The organism is Sedimentibacter hydroxybenzoicus DSM 7310, from assembly GCF_013403245.1.
Lineage (GTDB): Bacteria > Bacillota > Clostridia > Tissierellales > Sedimentibacteraceae > Sedimentibacter > Sedimentibacter hydroxybenzoicus.
The window spans coordinates 36,803-52,672 of the sequence record NZ_JACBNQ010000015.1 but is presented as its reverse complement, the minus strand read 5'-3'; the positions used below and the strand labels follow the sequence as shown (position 1 = coordinate 52,672).

17 protein-coding genes and 1 pseudogene are annotated in these 15,870 nt (G+C 41.2%); 3 read left to right on the top strand and 15 right to left on the bottom strand.

Features of this window, described 5'->3' with window-relative positions; genetic code table 11:
• Nucleotides 1–172: 172 nt before the first annotated feature.
• From HZF24_RS12565 to HZF24_RS12545, 5 genes are all read right to left on the bottom strand, one after another.
• The gene (locus HZF24_RS12565) at nucleotides 173–787 is read right to left on the bottom strand and encodes a TetR/AcrR family transcriptional regulator (RefSeq protein WP_179238676.1); all 615 of its coding nucleotides are present in this window, start codon (nucleotides 785–787) and stop codon (nucleotides 173–175) included.
• Nucleotides 788–920: 133 nt separating this feature from the next.
• A complete protein-coding gene (locus HZF24_RS12560) occupies nucleotides 921–1,769 on the bottom strand; it encodes a hypothetical protein (protein ID WP_246346128.1) in 849 nt (282 codons plus the stop codon).
• 30 nt (nucleotides 1,770–1,799) lie between these two features.
• Nucleotides 1,800–2,171, bottom strand: coding sequence for a hypothetical protein (locus tag HZF24_RS12555; protein ID WP_179238675.1), 372 nt, complete (start codon nucleotides 2,169–2,171; stop codon nucleotides 1,800–1,802).
• Between the two features lie 30 nt (nucleotides 2,172–2,201).
• Complete coding sequence (locus HZF24_RS12550; RefSeq protein ID WP_179238674.1) at nucleotides 2,202–2,906, bottom strand: DUF4183 domain-containing protein; 705 nt, start codon at nucleotides 2,904–2,906, stop codon at nucleotides 2,202–2,204.
• 73 nt (nucleotides 2,907–2,979) lie between these two features.
• Nucleotides 2,980–3,360, bottom strand: a complete 381-nt coding sequence (locus HZF24_RS12545) for a DUF4183 domain-containing protein (protein ID WP_179238673.1) — start codon at nucleotides 3,358–3,360, stop codon at nucleotides 2,980–2,982.
• Between the two features lie 461 nt (nucleotides 3,361–3,821).
• Between HZF24_RS12545 and rlmN the strand changes: the two genes are divergently transcribed.
• The gene (gene rlmN, locus HZF24_RS12540) at nucleotides 3,822–4,802 is read left to right on the top strand and encodes a 23S rRNA (adenine(2503)-C(2))-methyltransferase RlmN (RefSeq protein ID WP_179238672.1); all 981 of its coding nucleotides are present in this window, start codon (nucleotides 3,822–3,824) and stop codon (nucleotides 4,800–4,802) included.
• Between the two features lie 77 nt (nucleotides 4,803–4,879).
• On the opposite strand, the pseudogene HZF24_RS12535 reads toward rlmN, so the two are convergent.
• The 7 genes and pseudogenes from HZF24_RS12535 to HZF24_RS12505 form a co-directional block, all read right to left on the bottom strand.
• Nucleotides 4,880–5,371, bottom strand: a pseudogene (locus tag HZF24_RS12535) (ABC transporter ATP-binding protein); the annotation flags it as partial.
• 36 nt (nucleotides 5,372–5,407) lie between these two features.
• Nucleotides 5,408–6,883 (bottom strand): recombinase family protein, encoded by a 1,476-nt coding sequence (locus HZF24_RS12530; protein WP_179238671.1) that lies wholly within the window; start codon nucleotides 6,881–6,883, stop codon nucleotides 5,408–5,410.
• Nucleotides 6,884–6,972: 89 nt separating this feature from the next.
• Complete coding sequence (locus HZF24_RS12525) at nucleotides 6,973–7,146, bottom strand: hypothetical protein (protein WP_179238670.1); 174 nt, start codon at nucleotides 7,144–7,146, stop codon at nucleotides 6,973–6,975.
• A 613-nt stretch (nucleotides 7,147–7,759) separates the two neighbouring features.
• Nucleotides 7,760–8,179, bottom strand: coding sequence for an RNA polymerase sigma factor (locus HZF24_RS12520; protein ID WP_179238669.1), 420 nt, complete (start codon nucleotides 8,177–8,179; stop codon nucleotides 7,760–7,762).
• Nucleotides 8,180–8,684: 505 nt separating this feature from the next.
• Complete coding sequence (locus tag HZF24_RS12515) at nucleotides 8,685–9,257, bottom strand: HDIG domain-containing metalloprotein (protein WP_179238668.1); 573 nt, start codon at nucleotides 9,255–9,257, stop codon at nucleotides 8,685–8,687.
• A 79-nt stretch (nucleotides 9,258–9,336) separates the two neighbouring features.
• Nucleotides 9,337–9,663, bottom strand: coding sequence for a branched-chain amino acid transporter permease (locus tag HZF24_RS12510; RefSeq protein WP_179238667.1), 327 nt, complete (start codon nucleotides 9,661–9,663; stop codon nucleotides 9,337–9,339).
• A complete protein-coding gene (locus tag HZF24_RS12505; protein WP_179238666.1) occupies nucleotides 9,660–10,349 on the bottom strand; it encodes an AzlC family ABC transporter permease in 690 nt (229 codons plus the stop codon). Before HZF24_RS12505 ends, HZF24_RS12510 begins: the two co-directional genes overlap by 4 nt.
• A 151-nt stretch (nucleotides 10,350–10,500) precedes the next feature.
• On the opposite strand from HZF24_RS12505, the gene HZF24_RS12500 reads away from it, so the two are divergent.
• Nucleotides 10,501–11,052: a helix-turn-helix domain-containing protein gene (locus HZF24_RS12500; protein WP_179238665.1), complete on the top strand. Its 552-nt coding sequence runs from the start codon at nucleotides 10,501–10,503 to the stop codon at nucleotides 11,050–11,052.
• A gap of 333 nt (nucleotides 11,053–11,385) precedes the next feature.
• Here the strand turns inward: HZF24_RS12500 and HZF24_RS12495 are convergent, their stop codons facing one another.
• The 3 genes from HZF24_RS12495 to HZF24_RS12485 form a co-directional block, all read right to left on the bottom strand.
• A complete protein-coding gene (locus HZF24_RS12495) occupies nucleotides 11,386–12,696 on the bottom strand; it encodes an ABC transporter transmembrane domain-containing protein (RefSeq protein WP_179238664.1) in 1,311 nt (436 codons plus the stop codon).
• The gene (locus tag HZF24_RS12490; RefSeq protein WP_179238663.1) at nucleotides 12,693–14,477 is read right to left on the bottom strand and encodes an ABC transporter ATP-binding protein; all 1,785 of its coding nucleotides are present in this window, start codon (nucleotides 14,475–14,477) and stop codon (nucleotides 12,693–12,695) included. Before HZF24_RS12490 ends, HZF24_RS12495 begins: the two co-directional genes overlap by 4 nt.
• A 64-nt stretch (nucleotides 14,478–14,541) precedes the next feature.
• Nucleotides 14,542–15,153: a TetR/AcrR family transcriptional regulator gene (locus HZF24_RS12485; protein WP_179238662.1), complete on the bottom strand. Its 612-nt coding sequence runs from the start codon at nucleotides 15,151–15,153 to the stop codon at nucleotides 14,542–14,544.
• Between the two features lie 402 nt (nucleotides 15,154–15,555).
• On the opposite strand from HZF24_RS12485, the gene HZF24_RS12480 reads away from it, so the two are divergent.
• Complete coding sequence (locus HZF24_RS12480; protein ID WP_179238661.1) at nucleotides 15,556–15,705, top strand: hypothetical protein; 150 nt, start codon at nucleotides 15,556–15,558, stop codon at nucleotides 15,703–15,705.
• The last annotated feature ends 165 nt before the right edge of the window (nucleotides 15,706–15,870 follow it).

Sequence of the window (15,870 nt, the reverse complement as noted above, 5' to 3'; positions counted from 1 at the left end):
TCCTTGTTTTATAAATTGTGGCGGGGACATTCCTCCTGTCCCGCAGAGATTCACTCTGTTAAAAAGAGGTGTGTCGCCCTTCCTTATATAATTTAATTTTTATTTATCACTTTTATGTTAGTTTAAACTAACCGTGGGATTAAATAAAAATTCTCGTAAGAGAATCTTATTTTTATTCCGTAAAACCTAAGACCTTATTCCAGTTGAACAGCTTGCAGATAATTTCAGAATGTGCTTCCATCTGCTCCCATGTATAACCGTGAATGAAGGGCTCGCATACTGTTGTCCAGAATGCCGAAAGCAGTATATGCATTTCCTCCATGGAGATATCTGCATCAGTCAGACCACGCCTTTTTGCTTCCGTAAAATATTCATGGGTTTTAACTGTCATTGACTCTGCGAAGTCGTGCTGAAAATTGGCATACCTGGTTCCTGCCGCACATGCAATCAGAAGAACAAAGCCGTCATGATAACGATAGAGATACTCCAGCCAGGGCAGCATGCTTTCATTCATCTCCCATGCCTTGATGAGAGCTTCATCTGACAGCTCACTCACAACAGCGGAGCTTCGCATTTCCATAAAAGCATTCAGGGCCTTGACCGTGTCGTCTACTACGGCGCAGAACAATTCTTCCTTTCCTGTATATCTTTTGTACAGCGCGCCTGTGGTAACTCCGGCATCCTCACATATTGCCTTCAACGAAGCCTTTTCAAAGCCGTGAGCAAGGAATTCTTTTTTTGCGCTTTCCATTATACGCGGGTCGATGGAAAGATCCGGTTTGGACATTTATTTAACCTCCATTAAATTAAATAAACAAAAATAAAAAGTGATAATTAAAATACCGATAATTCAATTATCACTCTATCAAATTGTTTAAAACTTGTCAATAATTATTTTTGTAATCCGGGGTGAATTTCAGCTAAGCTTCGTATCCGGAAACCGTAATCTGATTTTTACCTGCCACACATATTTCAATTTCTATGGCATCCAGCTGCACGGTGTTTCCGAGACCCAGACCGGTATGAGAGCCCACAAAGGATGTTTGTAAATTATTGATTACATCCCAGGGGTCAGATGCTTCACGTACAGCATCTGTGATATCGTGTTCTATAGGGTTGCTTAAATAGTTTGCGGATCCTATTATAGACAGACTTATTTGTTGCAATTCAATCCAACCCGCATTGGTATCCGGCCGCCAGTAAAGAATCATGGAACTGACACCCACGGCAAGAGTCAGGTTAAGACGGCAATAATATTTTATTATAACCTGTTCAATTTCCAGATACTTATATTGTGCCGGCAGCAGGCTGTATCCCAGGACAAGCCGTCCTCCGGTCTGATTAATCAGGGCTGAGTTCAGAGAAGCAAGTGTCCCGTTGGCAAGACCTGTTGCATTATTGACATTGGTAAAGTCACTTCTGCCGTTATAGGCAGCCTGAGCAGCGGTTACGGCACCGGAAGTATTACATGATATTTCTTCATCAGAAGTACTCAGCTTAAGAGGATTACCGGTCGTAAGCCTGTATTCTGAAGGAAACACCTGACTTACAGTACCAAAGGGCTGTGTTATCCTCAGAGATAAAAAATCCGTATTATCATCGCTGAATAAAATGGATGCTGCCAACGGAGCGGATACCTGGACAGAGGTGAGATAAATACTCTTTTGCGGTTCCGGTGTCCAGAGAATTGTCTTTGAAGATTGTATACCCAGACTGTAATAATTGATTACATCGGAGCTTTCCTTTATAGTTAACAATATTTGTTCCATTATATCTCTCCTTTAAGTGCCTGCAATGCATCAAAGCTCGTAGCCCAGAAGGGTAATATTGACCGTCCCAGCACTGCCGGTTGTAACGGAGATTACCTCATCAGGATTAAATTCAATCGGGGACGGAAAGCTTAGCCCATAAGTGGCGAGAGTAGTGGTAAGAGCTATTGACATAAAGGTGTCATTACTTCCTCTGTTTAACTGTACAACCAGCGGAGCAGGGGCAGAGACCTGCAATGCAGTGAGATAAATACTTTTACCGGCACCGGGTGTCCATATAGGTGTATTTGTCTGAAGTGTGGTAAAGGTTCGGAACAAGACAATATCAGACGGATATTCTCTTGTTAATAATGGATCTTCTAAATTAAAAACGATACTCATAAGTTTTGTATTGACGCCCATAGATAAAACTCCTATCAATATATTTTATACCTAACATATTTTACACCCAACCCCTGAGGCAATACCTAGATTTGCCGGTTCGTTTCGGCAGAAGCAGCCTGTGATGTCCAACACAAGAACTGCGGTATCTGATTTTCTCAGCCTATCAATTTTCCAGAGGATTTCACCGCATGATATTTCTGCTGCTCCATGAGAAATATGGATGACTTTTATACATTTGATATAATCAATGAATAAAAGATATTTTATCAGAACACAAGACACGGTATTGACATCCGGATCAGATATTTTTATTTCAACCCTCCATGTATTGACTTCATAAGCAGTTGCGTTTACAGGGCCCGAGATAATATTTTGAGCAGGCTTTAACCTCCGGACGGTATTGTCTGCACAACCTGGACAGCCGCCGGGAATTATGAAGGAAGGAGGGGGTACTTCAAAAATAATAAAAGAAATAATAATGGGAGAATCCTTTATGGGGACATCCTCAGTTTTAAGAGTGAGAATGCCTTTTTGAATTTCATAATTAACCCTCGGCTGCAGTACTCCGTTAATAAATAATTCGTAATAGGAGACATCGTCGGGATCAAGAATGCCTCTGTTGCCGTACTTGATTAATTCATCATCATTTGTATAGACTTTTTTGGCTCCGTCGGACAGAGTATTATATTGATAGATATCAGCTTTTAATATATTTTTTTCCCGGTTTAAGGAATGCATGCTATCTTCAATCATAGTGACCACCTCAAAAAATTACATATTTTATAAGAAAGGGATGTGCGATGACAGCACATCCCAAATTTGACAATTAAGTTATTACTGTTGTGTCAGAATCAGATATTGGTGCAAAGTTTGTTACAATTAGAGTAATCGGTGATTGCACCGGTATGGTTTCTGCGTCATTAACAGTTACCTGAGAACCGTCAACGCTGACTGTATACAGACTGGATTGCTGTAGTACACCATTTATAAATAACAGATAATATCCGTTGTTTTCGGCAGCAGTCGTAAGATTACCGGTCATGATATTGCCGTTATCATCTATAAATTTAGTTGCCGGAATAACAAGCTCATCGTCTGTTCTGTCAACTTCCTCCAGTAAATAGAAATATTTTTCTATTGCCGGATTGATATCAACATCAGTTGAAGTAGTAGCATCAATTGCAAGTTTAAATAGTTGTGCAGCCATATTTTCTACACGCCCTTCTGTTTTATTTGTAAATTGTTTTACACCTTAGTATATTGTACAAGGTATCGATTTGTTACAAATTTCGACATATATGACAAAAGACGCGCATTCCGGCCGATGTTGCCGCCGCAAGTTGACAGCTGATTATTTTTTGGGTATAATATTTTAATTGCAAAGAAAAGGAGCAGTCACTTATGTTGCATAGCATTCGCATCAGAAAATAAGGCAATAAAAAAGCAGTTTCCCATTTTAACGTGGGCCTCTTGTCATGCCTGTTTTGTGAATGTATGCACAGCAAAAAAGTGATTTCAGGACATAGCTTATAAAACTATGCCTTAGTTTTGTTGTATTATTACTCGCATTATATGTGCAGGTCAATGCTCACGTTGAGAATAGACCTGCATTTTTTATTGCTTTTTTATTATTAATCGACCGGAGAAATTGATAAGGAAGTGAAAAAAATGAAAAAATTAAACAAATATACTCCTATTGATATATGGGATGATCCATATAGATTTACCTGCAAAGAAATAATGGAAGTGATCGGCGAAAGTGAAGCAAAAGTCTTATACTCGTCACTATATAAGCATTCACCAAAAAAGAAATACCGGACTATGTCGCTAAAAACAGTATACAAGGACTGTGACACCGAAAAATATGTATTTGAACTGTCAGACGGCAAGTGTATTGAAACGGTTTTTATCAAACGCCGGGATGGCGGAACAGCCTGTGTGAGTACACAAGTCGGTTGCTCCGTGGGTTGTATCTTCTGCGAGTCCGGGCGGAACGGTTTTGTCCGTAACCTTACACCGTCAGAAATCGTACAGCAGGTTGTATTACTGCGACGAAAAGTAAATCGTATCGTTTTTATGGGTATGGGAGAGCCGTTATTCAACTACGACAACTTTATAAAGGCAATTCACATTCTGAGGGACAGAAACGGTATGAACTTTCCCACAGACGGTATAACCGTATCAACCGTCGGTCCGGTTGAACAACTGAAAAAATTGCGTGAGGAACATCTTAAAATTCAGTTGACCATATCCCTTCACGCAGCAACACAGGCTGCAAGAAACCGTATTATTCCCAATATGCACATATACGACATTAATGATGTTGTCAATGGAGCATTGTCTTATGCCGAACGGCACAACCGGAAAGTCGTATTTGCGTATTTACTTTTGCAGGGAATAAATGACAAACCCTCCGATGTGCGTCAGCTGGTAAAGTGGTTCGGCGGAAAAAATGTCATGCTCAATCTGCTTGAATATAATCCTACAAGCAATACGCAGATTAAAAAGCCGGCAAAACAGGAAATGGCTGCATTCAAGCAGCAGCTGGAACGAGCCGGACTTGAAGTTACAATGAGAATTTCCCATGGCAGTAAGATTAAGGCTGCGTGCGGACAGCTGGCTAATAAATACAATAAAATAATTGAATAAACAGTGCCGGTCACAAAATTAAAGAGCCGATAACTATGAGTAAAATCACGGTTATCGGCTCTTTATAATGATTATTTTTATGCACCCAATTTCCAGCCTATTGATTTTTCACGCATTTTTACGAAATCAGCATAAATACCTCCGGACTTCATCAGTTCCTGATGAGTGCCCCTCTGAATTATTTTCCCCTGATCCAGCACCAGTATCTGGTCTGCATTCTGTACCGTCTTGAGCCTGTGGGCAATCATTATGATGGTCTTGCCCCGGGTAAGCTGTGAGATGGCGTTCTGGAGCAGAGATTCATTTTCCGGGTCTACATTGGCGGTTGCCTCGTCTAAAATAATTATGGGAGCATCCTTTAATAGAGCCCTGGCGATGGAGATACGCTGCTTTTCTCCGCCTGAAATAGTTGCGCCTCCTTCGCCTACGACAGTGTCATATCCCTGAGGCAGTGCACTGATGAAGTCGTGACAGCATGCCTTTTTAGCTGCTTCCTCAACCTCTGCCATAGTGGCGGTCGGCTTGCCGAACTTTATGTTGTTGGCGATGGTGTCGTTAAAGAGATAACTGTTTTTGACAAGGGTACAATGATAAGCGTAAAAGGTTTATATTTTCCACTGTATAGAAACATGCTCACTTGTAGCTTGTATTTGATTAACCAGTGCGTCAATTACTCGTCGTCTATCATCAAACTCCACGTTGCCCCAATTACTCAAATATCCCGATATAAGTTCTATTTGCGATGATGAAACCGAATTGGCAGACAAGTCTGCAATCAGTTTTGTTTGTGCTTGTCTTTGTGCGTCCTCTATGCGGTTATTCGCATATTTCAATAAAGTGGGGTTTGCACCTGTGAGCGTATCAAGTAGTTTCTCTATCTCACTTTCAATTTTTGCAAGTCCGGCACGGGCAGTTGTCAGCTTTGGGTTATAGTTTGTTTGTTTCCCACCAGTCAGCGTTTGGAACTCTTGCATTTTCTGTACCATCTCATTATAGATGGAATCTTCCAAAACATGCTTTGTAAGAGTTCCCGCACCCTCACAACTTTTGTTTTCTAAGCGTTGCTTGCACCGAAAGTATGTAACATCGTTTTGACCTTTGATACTCGTAAGGGCATAGCCACAACAACCGCATTTGATTTTTCCCGCCAACCAAGTATGATGGCATTTGCGACCATTTTGGAACGTGGTATTTTGTGATAACTTATGCTGAACATTTAGCCATTGACGGGAAGATACTTTTCCCTCATGGGGAGCCAGTACAAGTATTTTTTCTTCCCCCTCACGGCCTTGATACAAATAACAACTAAACTCTCCAGTAAAATCCTCAGCGTCATTTTCTATTTTTACGCCCTGTGCTTTGAAATACTCGTAAATATCCATATCAGCTTGAACATACACAGGGTTTCTCAATAGTTGTGCTATAAATCCTCGTTTGAGTGTTTTCCCATATACAAGTATATTATGTTTTGCAAAGTGTCGAGATATATCTCCATAAGAGGCTTCCGGCACTTCATACATTTCATACATCAAAAGGGCATAACTCATGCTTTCGTTTTCAACTAGCTTTTTGGTCTTTATACCGTTAATGACGATAGGCTCTAAATCAAAACCGTATGCGGGTCTACCCCTCATATAATAGCCTTTTGAACAACGAGAGTAAAAAGCGTCTTGTACCCTTTGCTGTATGCTCTCACGTTCCAACTGTGCAAAAACAATACAGATATTGAGCATGGCCCGGCCCATTGGTGTTGAGGTATCAAATTTTTCTGTGCAGGATACAAACTCTACATTATATTGCTTGAAAATCTCCATCAATTTTGCAAAGTCCACGATAAAGCGGCTTATCCTGTCCAGTTTATATACAATCACTCTTTTTATAAGGCCATTTCTAATGTCTGTCAAAAGTCTTTGAAAATCGGGGCGTTCAATGTTCTTGCCAGAGTAGCCCTTATCTTTATATTCCTTACATTCACCACCTTTTAATTCGTATCGGCAAAATTCAAATTGGCTTTCAATGCTGATACTCTCTTTTTTGTCTACGGATTGCCTTCCATAAATAGCGTCGATTCTGTTTTCCATTTTGTAGCTCCTTCCATATTAGGGAACAGAGCTACCAACCTTATCTGTATTATACCGCCGGAAGCCCTATACATCAAGGTTGTGGAGGTTTAACGCCCCTTTCCCTGGTACTTGACAAACACCTCAAAAAGTCGTTCTTCAATTTCTTTCTTTCGTTGCTCCCGTAGCTTTGGAGGGAGCATAGGCGTTAGATTTTCAATAACAACCTGTCTGCCTTGAAACAGCACAGTTTTTGTTTCCTTGTGATACTTTTGTACTTGCATATTTCAAACCTCCTTATTAGCATAGTCCAGTAACTTAGTTTCCCATTGTCCGTGGGGAAACACGAAAGGTCAGCATTATACAAATTGCAAATGCTGACCTTTGGTCTTACCTCACACTTCGGGCCAAGTTGTCCCGAAGCCAATAGATATTATTTTTCCCATTTCGATTTTCTTATTAAAATAAGGGGGCGTACCGCACCGGAACGGATCGGGCTGTCATCAGACAGAAAAACCCGGAGCGGTACACCCTATATATAAACGATTATTCGAACGGATGGCGGCAACCACCCTCATAGAAATTTCACCTCACTCCATGCTTATGGCGTGGCGGCCAATGCTGTGAAGCGTTCAAACCGCAAGTATCAATGTACCAATCAAGAGATTATCGCCGGGCGGCTTGCCATTTCCGCCCTATCGCAGTTGATATTTTTCGCTCACGCTCCGTTTAGGTCTTTCCCCCTTTCAACGGACGGTCATGGCGTACCCTGCGGCTCGGCTCCCCCTAGATTGAAAGTATCCGAATCATCGGTATTCAGTTGTCAAAGAGCATTAGAAAGAAAAGAATTTCTTTCTAATAGCCATGAGATTCAGAGGACAAATTCAGAACGGGTAATTATAAGTTTTTCAAAAATTTTTCCATGTTCCGCAGTCCTCGTTCGATAGAAACTCTGACAGCCTTTTCATCTACTCCCTCGGCCCGTGCAATATCTGATTTGCTTATGCCAAGTATGTAATGGGCATAAATCCGTTTTCCCTGCTTGTCCGGCAAAGAAGCCATAGCAGCCTGTAATTGTTCGGCTGTCATTTTGCGCTCATAGAGTTCGCAGGGAGTAAGTGATACGAACAGAATATCATTTTCAATTCCATCGCCTGCGTCCAAAGAGTAGTGAGCCTTATTGTAAAAGCGGCGGCTAATGTAGTTCCGTTCCAGTCGCTCCGCTTCCAAAAGGGCGGATTCCACTTCATCGGGTATCTCAATAAAAAGGTCGGTATTATAAAACGGGTAAAAATCCCGCAGATTAATTTTTGCCATAGGGCGTTCCTCCATTTCGATTTTTTTGCGGGGCAAATCGAAATGGAGGGGGAGAGCGACAGCGGGGCCGGACTTCGGGCCAAGTTGTCCCGAAGCGGAAAAGTTTATCCTCGATAATTGCGGTCAAAAAAGAGGACAAAAAAACACCTTTGAGGGATAAACCCAGAAAGGTGTCGAATGAAAAATGAGCGGAATGCCCGCTCATTTTTTGATATAAATTTTTGAAATTATATGGTGGAAATTTGTTTGCTACATATTGCCGCCACAGTATATTGGCGGCTTCCCAAAGACAAGCAATAGCGGCTTTATACTCATAGAAATCCTCCTACCTCAAAACCGCTATGTTTTGCCAATGGTTTACATACAAAACCTTTCAAGACATAGAAAGCAGCGGCTTTGAATTTTTATCAAAACCGCTGTTGAGTTACATCTTTCATTTAGGCACATGAAAGCACCTTGCCTCAATGCGGTTTTTTTTATTACCGCAGGGCAACGTCAAATAGGGTTATTTCCCTTTTAGGCCAATTTCCTGTGCTCTTTCTTTCATGCCCTCAATCGTTTCTTTGATTACCTCATCCAATTCCATACCAAGCATTTCACAACCATTGCGAATAGTATCTCGATTAACGCCAGCTGCAAAAGACTTGTCTTTAAATTTCTTCTTGACAGACTTCACTTCCAAATCCAGCACACTCTTAGAGGGGCGCATAAGACATAGTGCATTGACAAGACCTGTCAATTCATCAATGGTAAACAGCACCTTTTCTAGCTGGCTTTCTGGCTTTAAATCAGTACAGATACCATATGCATGGCTGTTCATGGCGCGAATATAGAGTTCATCAATTCCTCGTTCCCTCATAATTTCTTCCGCTTTCTTGCAATGCTCCTCCGGGAATTTTTCGTAGTCTAAATCATGTAACAACCCGGAAACACCCCAAACTTCTTCGTCCTCTCCATTCAGGCGAGCAAAGTGACACATGACTGCTTCGACAGCCAGTGCATGTTTTCGCAAGGCTGGAGTTTTTGTGTATTCAGTCAATAATTCCCACGCTTCTTCTCTTGAAAGTCTCTTTTCCATTTTCAAATCCTCCTATAAAAATTCTATTATTATTTATGTTATTTCTGTAGTTCTTAATATTAACCCTTTAAGGGCAGGACTAGAGAAAATAAGTTTGTACCAAAAACATATACAGAGCAGTTCCACCCCCTATACTTAGCAGTGTATTCTTTTTCCACTTATGAAGAATAGCAATAAAGAAAATTGCTATCATTTCAGGAAAACCATGAAATGATGTAAACACTGCATCTTTCAAACAAAATACCACTAGCAAACCAATGACTGCATAAGGTAACACGGTCCCCAAGTATGTAATATAAGGAGGAGGCGTCTTTCCCTCAGGAAAAATAATAAATGGAATAAATCTTGTCAGCAGTGTACCTAAGACCACAACCATAATAGTGAAAATACTTTGCATTGTTGTCATGATGACACCACCTTTTCTTTCTTTCTAAACAAAGAAAAACATAAAATAATCAGCGCCATAGCCGGTAATATAAAATTCTCACTTCCAAAAATCAGTAGGCAGATTAGGGAACAGCCAAGTCCTGTAAAAGCAGAACGATGGTTTTTCGTTTCTTCCCATTGATTGATAAACATGACAACGAATAGTGCGGTCATCACAAACTCAATACCTGTAGTATCAAAATGTATAATGTGTCCCAAAAGCCCTCCCAAGGTCGCACCCGCCACCCAATAAATTTGATTGAGTAAGGTAACAAAAACCATAAACCAGTCTTTGTCTACATCAGGGGGTGGAGTAACGGTGCAGTTAATTGCAAAAGACTCATCACACATTCCATAAATTAGATATGGCTTTTTCCACCCAACATTTTTATATTTTTCCAGCATGGAAATACCATAAAATAAGTGTCTGGCATTTACCATCAATGCTAAGACAAATGCGTACAGCGGGTTAAACGCAGAAAGCAGTAAATTTACTGTTACGAACTCCATTGATCCTGCAAAGATAAAAAAACTCATAAGCATGGGATATACAAAGGAGAAACCTTTACTACTCATAAGGAACCCGTAAGATATTCCAAGAAAAAGAAATCCTACACAAATTGGTATCGTATAAGGCAATGCTGCCTTAAATGCTTTTGTTTTCATATATTAGTGCTCCCTAATGTTCTTGATTATTTTCAAGATTTTGCTTATAATAACTTATATTATAGTGTACGTTTGTTTGACCAATTCGACGCTTTGTAATTTATATTATACAACCGTTCGATTTATCAGTCAAGTAAGAAAGGGGATTTTTATGGAACTGGGAAAAATTATTGCATTCAATCTTAAAGAATTAAGAACTGAGCGCAATTTAACATTAGGACAACTATCAAAAATATCTGGAATAAGTAAAGCCATGCTTTCAGACATTGAAAAAGGCAACAGCAATCCAACAATTAATACTATTTGGAAAATTGCTAATGGATTAAATGTGCCATATACAAAATTAATGGATGGAATTGAGAAAGAAGCAACTGTCATACGAAAGACCGATTCGGTTATGCAAACCGGAGAAACGGAACATTATCGAGTATATTGCTATTTTACAAATACTCCTGTTCGGAATTTTGAACTATTCTATGTAGAGCTAGATGCACAATCTTCCAATGCCTCCATCGGCCATTCTGAAAAATCCCAAGAATATATTTACATTATTCAAGGCGAGTTGGTGCTTCATACAGAAGCTGGTGATTACACATTGAACGTAGGGGATTCTCTCGTATTTGATTCCTCTATCGGTCATACCTACATCAATAAACAAGATACTTTGCTTATATTTATGGTCATCAATTATTATCCAAGTTGAGAAAATGCAGAATAGTAATGATAACATACTAAATGGAGTTTATTGTCACAAGAACTAAATAAGAAAGATAAAATAGAGGAAAAACGCAGAGCAAGAAAAGGTCTGCACTTTTCTTTATTTGTGTAACTTTTTCAGAGGAGTCGCTAAACGGCAAGCAGGGCAAGTGTATTGACACTTGCACATTTTTAAGATTTTCTCTTGCGGGCAAATCTCAAAAATTGCTTGTTGGGGCAGGCCGCCCCAAACCCGGCGACTTCGGGCCAAGTTCGAGGTGTTGTCCCGAAGTACCAGCTTCCAAAATAAATCGCCGCCCCTTGTCTAATTGGGCGGCGATTATGTTAGGTTGGTAGCCAGTTCTAGGTTTATTATCGTTTGTACCTTTGTAAAGAACACATATACATTCTGAAATACCATGCTGAAGTTTGCAAGCAGACTGTCCAGCGTGTAATCACGCACATCCATATTTCCCAGTGTGATTTTGCTGCTGTCCACATCCCAGAAACGTGCCATGAGACTCGTGAGGGTTGTCTTGCCTCCGCCTGACGGTCCAACTATGGCAGTCGTAGTACCCTCGGGTATTACAAAGGAAGCATCATCTATTACCTTTTTGTTTTCATATCGGAAGTCTACATTTTCTCCCTTTATGGTGCATGATTCCGGCTTGATTGCCTTACCGTCTATGTCCATGACAGGAGTTTCAAACACCTTGTTTATTTTATCCATGGAAAGATCCAGCACTCTTAAGAGTGAGCTGTAATTTCCCGCAGAGTCCAGCTGTGCATACACCATGAATGACGAAATAACAAGCAGCAGACAGTTTATGAGCTCCATGGCTCCGCTGATATACAGAGACACCGCAAGATAAATCATGGCAATGCCGAAAAGCTTAAACACTATGCTTTGCAGACACATGTACGGTACAAATGTTTTTTCCAGACCTATGTTTATTTCTTCATTTTCCCTTATGGCAAGGTCAACCGTCTTGTTGGCCTCCTTGTCGAGATTGTATGAACGCACCACTCCTATGCCCTGTACATATTCCAGAACAGATGTAACCAGACGCGTATCAGATTTAGTCTTGAGAGGAGAAACCTTGTGCGATTTTTTCTGCAGCAGAGCATTGATGCCGAAGAATGCGGCGATACCCAGTATGAGCAGCACACCTATGCGCCAGTCATAGAACAAAATTGCAAGGGTAAACATGGCCGTTGTCAGTATGCCCTGAGTGGTGAGCATAATCACTCTTGTGGCAACATCCTGCAGATTTTCGGCAGTGTTGGTTGTGATCGAGGTTATGTCACCGATGCTGTTGTCATTGAAGTATCCCATGGGCATGTATTTCAGTCGTTCGCCTATTTCCACACGCTTGTCGGTGGCTACGGTGTATCCGCCGACGGTCTGCTTCATGGTATAGCTGCGGCGTGTGAGAGCACAGCCTGCGATGCTTATGAGCATGACACCGAGAGCTGACCACACAGTCTGCATGGTTACATTTCCGTCTATGACAGCCTCAAGCACTATGGCAATTGCCGGAATCCTCAGTGCCTCAAATACCGCATGTATCAGTGAAAGTCCCAGGGACTGATAAAACAAACGGCTCTGATCACCGCTGAACTTAAAGAATTTTCTGAATATACCTATCATACAAGTACCTCCTGTACATTCGTATCCATGCTGTCCTTGGCAGAGCTGTGAGCAACCCACATATTTTTATAGAGCAAAGATGTTTCCAGCAGCACATTGTGTGTTCCCTGTGCCGATACGCGACCGTTATCTATCACCGCGATATTATCCGAATCGGTGATCGTAGAAAGACGGTGAGCAATAACGATGAGAGTCTTGCCTTCCACCAGTTTTGATACAGCCATTTGTATAACAGCCTCATTCTCCGGATCTGTATATGCCGTAGCCTCATCCAGAATTATAATCGGGGCATCCTTGAGCATAGCCCGGGCAATAGTTATGCGCTGACGCTCGCCACCGGACAGATGACCGCCTGCACCGCCCGCAGAGGTTTCATATCCGTGCTCAAGCTGCATGATGAAATCGTGGAATCCGCTCTGACGGGCAGCCTGCTCCACCTCTTCATCACTTGCCGAAGGCTTGCCCATACGGATGTTTTCACGTATGCTTTCATCAAACAGGTAATTGTCCTGAGCGACGTATGCCACCATGCTGTTGAGCTGAGACAGAGGTATGTCCTGTACATTGGTGCCTCCTATTGTTATTTTGCCGCTGCCTGCATCCCAGAGTGACGCAATGAGCTTGGCGATAGTGGATTTGCCTCCGCCCGAAGGACCAACCAGAGCAGTTACACCGCATGCCGGGATTTTGAGGTTGATTCCCTTCAGCACCGCTTTTTCCGTCTTTTCCATATTTTTATTGTACGCAAAACTTACATTTTCAAGATTGATATCATAACCGTTCACACCCGCATCGGCAGCAGGACGCTTGAGTTCGGGCTGTGTGAGTATGCTTGTAATCTCATTTACGATTGTATGAACCTTGCCTATATCATCCGTATAGCTCATGGTTGTGATGAGCGGTCCCATAACACCGAGAGACAGAATGATTGCCACAAGGAACGTATCAACAGGCAGACTGCCGTTCATGTATAGCAGGGTTCCTATCGGCAGAACACTTACCAGCACGGCAGGGAACACAGACATTGCCGTAGAGAAAAACGGAAGTGTGGAGCGCATCCAGTCTATGGCAGAAGCGGCTGCCTCTCTTGCCGCAGTCGTAAATTTTTCATAAGAAGAAGCCGACTGATTAAATGCCTTTATAACCTCTATGCCGCCTATATATTCAACAGCCACATCATTGAGGCGCTTGTTTTTCTCAACATAATTTTTAAAGCGCTCTTCATATCCTCTCATCATGCCCAGGTAGCATAATATACCGAGGGGCAGTGTAGCCAAAGCAGCCAGCGCCATTCGCCAGTCCAGTACAAAAAGATATATCACGGTGGCGACAGACACAAGGACGTTGCCTCCCATTTCAGGTACAACGTGAGCCAAAGTAGTCTCTATGCTGTCCACACGCTCCACCAATATGTTTTTCAGTCTACCCGACGGAGTGTCCAGCAGATATCCCATGGGAAGTACGGTGAGTTTCTTTGTCAGTTTCACCCTGATCTCTGATATTACCGCAAATGTAGCTTTGTGAGACAAGGTAGTGGAAATCCCGTGGAACAAATAACGCATTAGCCATGCCCCGGCAGCAATGATGCAGTAAAAACCGTAAAAGCTCATTGCAGCTTCACCGCTGAGCAGTGCAATCACAATCTGTGCCACACAGAAATACGGCACCATCCCGCACGCCACACCCAATGTGGCAAATACCAGCGATGCAGCATATCCTTTCTTGTGAGGGGATGCAAATTCCCACAGCCACGATACTGTTCCCCTTGAATCCTGATTCATATATAATTCCTCCTGATCATGTATTTGGTTAGCGAAAACTAACCTATTGCTAAAAAATTTAGGACTAATTAAGCCCTAAAATTGTATCCCATCCGGCACTGTAAAACTTGTTCAGAATCCTGACATACTCCAACGCCCGCTCCCTCGGCATATCATGTGCCACCGTTTCAAATATGCCGTAATAAAAAGCACCGGAAAGAATGTGGTTCATATCATCCTCAACTATGGGTATATCATGTCCCAGACTGCGCATAGCACTTATGAACCTCTGCGTGTGTTCTATTTCTATCTCCAGCAGGCTGTCAATATAGTACTCATACTCAGTTCCGGCAGAATGACATACCACCAGCTTGAACGCATCAAAATGATCATAAATATAATTCACAAATTCATCCAGAGCCCTGCTCGTATAATCATGCATCTGCTCTTCCTTATACTTTGCAGGAAACCTCTCAAACTCAAGCTGCACCGAAGTATACCAATCCCTCAGATACTTAGCAGGTCCCTCAACAAGAGCCCCGAACAAAGCCTCCTTGTCAGGATAATACCCATATATAGCCCCGGTAGTAACCCCTGCCTTCTGAGCAATGCTGCGGAGCGAAGCGTTTTTAAAGCCTTTTTCCAGAAATTCTGCTTTTCCGGCATCCAGGATGCGGTTTTGAGTAGATTCATCCAATGTTTGACACCTCCTTTGAAAGAAATATAACACTGTTATATAACGGTGTTATATCATGAGTAGGGGGTGGTTGTCAAGAGTGGGAGTAAAAGATTTTTAATAAAATTACGATTAATTGTTGCTATTTATAGTTACATAAAGATTTTCCATCCTGAGCGATAGTGAAAAATCTCAAAACTTTAAAAGATGAGATTACTCGTGTTAAAGACATCTGAATAACACAAAATGAATATACTTAAAAAATTAACTGCGAATAGTAACGATCAACTTGTGATATTGTTCTGATATTACGTATTTTTTAGCATTTTACTATCTTTTTTGTCGCATCTATGGTAAAATAATGTAAAATATTATATTTAATAGGTGAAAGAGATGATAAAAGATACTAGGTAAACATCTTAATTGAATTTATTAGGTATATACATAAAAAAATATAATGATTTTCAAGTTATTGTTTTAGAATACGTTTCAAGTAAAGCTTGGGAAGGCAAGGAGAAAGAGCAACTTGTAGAAGAGTTTGATAGTGTTCAAAATGCGTTGATTCTACCTTGAATTGCTAATAAATAAAGATTAAAGATGAACTGTTTAAGTAAATTATAAATTTGATTTTGAATGTAACAAGAACTCTGTATATAGTTTGGCACAATGATATAAAGAAGCTTATACGTATTAAATAAGGAGGTTGAATTGAATAGAGAGTTACAAAACTTGAAAAAT

Bases quoted from the DNA above. Each gene is read 5' to 3' on its own strand.
- HZF24_RS12530 (WP_179238671.1), bottom strand. From the start codon at position 6,883: ATGGAAAACAGAATCGACGCTATTTATGGAAGGCAATCCGTAGACAAA.
- HZF24_RS12550 (WP_179238674.1), bottom strand. From the start codon at position 2,906: ATGATTGAAGATAGCATGCATTCCTTAAACCGGGAAAAAAATATATTA.
- rlmN (WP_179238672.1), top strand. From the start codon at position 3,822: ATGAAAAAATTAAACAAATATACTCCTATTGATATATGGGATGATCCA.
- HZF24_RS12565 (WP_179238676.1), bottom strand. From the start codon at position 787: ATGTCCAAACCGGATCTTTCCATCGACCCGCGTATAATGGAAAGCGCA.
- HZF24_RS12560 (WP_246346128.1), bottom strand. From the start codon at position 1,769: ATGGAACAAATATTGTTAACTATAAAGGAAAGCTCCGATGTAATCAAT.
- HZF24_RS12545 (WP_179238673.1), bottom strand. From the start codon at position 3,360: ATGGCTGCACAACTATTTAAACTTGCAATTGATGCTACTACTTCAACT.
- HZF24_RS12500 (WP_179238665.1), top strand. From the start codon at position 10,501: ATGGAACTGGGAAAAATTATTGCATTCAATCTTAAAGAATTAAGAACT.
- HZF24_RS12555 (WP_179238675.1), bottom strand. From the start codon at position 2,171: ATGGGCGTCAATACAAAACTTATGAGTATCGTTTTTAATTTAGAAGAT.
- HZF24_RS12495 (WP_179238664.1), bottom strand. From the start codon at position 12,696: ATGATAGGTATATTCAGAAAATTCTTTAAGTTCAGCGGTGATCAGAGC.
- HZF24_RS12515 (WP_179238668.1), bottom strand. From the start codon at position 9,257: ATGGAAAAGAGACTTTCAAGAGAAGAAGCGTGGGAATTATTGACTGAA.
- HZF24_RS12505 (WP_179238666.1), bottom strand. From the start codon at position 10,349: ATGAAAACAAAAGCATTTAAGGCAGCATTGCCTTATACGATACCAATT.
- HZF24_RS12510 (WP_179238667.1), bottom strand. From the start codon at position 9,663: ATGACAACAATGCAAAGTATTTTCACTATTATGGTTGTGGTCTTAGGT.
- HZF24_RS12525 (WP_179238670.1), bottom strand. From the start codon at position 7,146: ATGCAAGTACAAAAGTATCACAAGGAAACAAAAACTGTGCTGTTTCAA.
- HZF24_RS12520 (WP_179238669.1), bottom strand. From the start codon at position 8,179: ATGGCAAAAATTAATCTGCGGGATTTTTACCCGTTTTATAATACCGAC.
- HZF24_RS12490 (WP_179238663.1), bottom strand. From the start codon at position 14,477: ATGAATCAGGATTCAAGGGGAACAGTATCGTGGCTGTGGGAATTTGCA.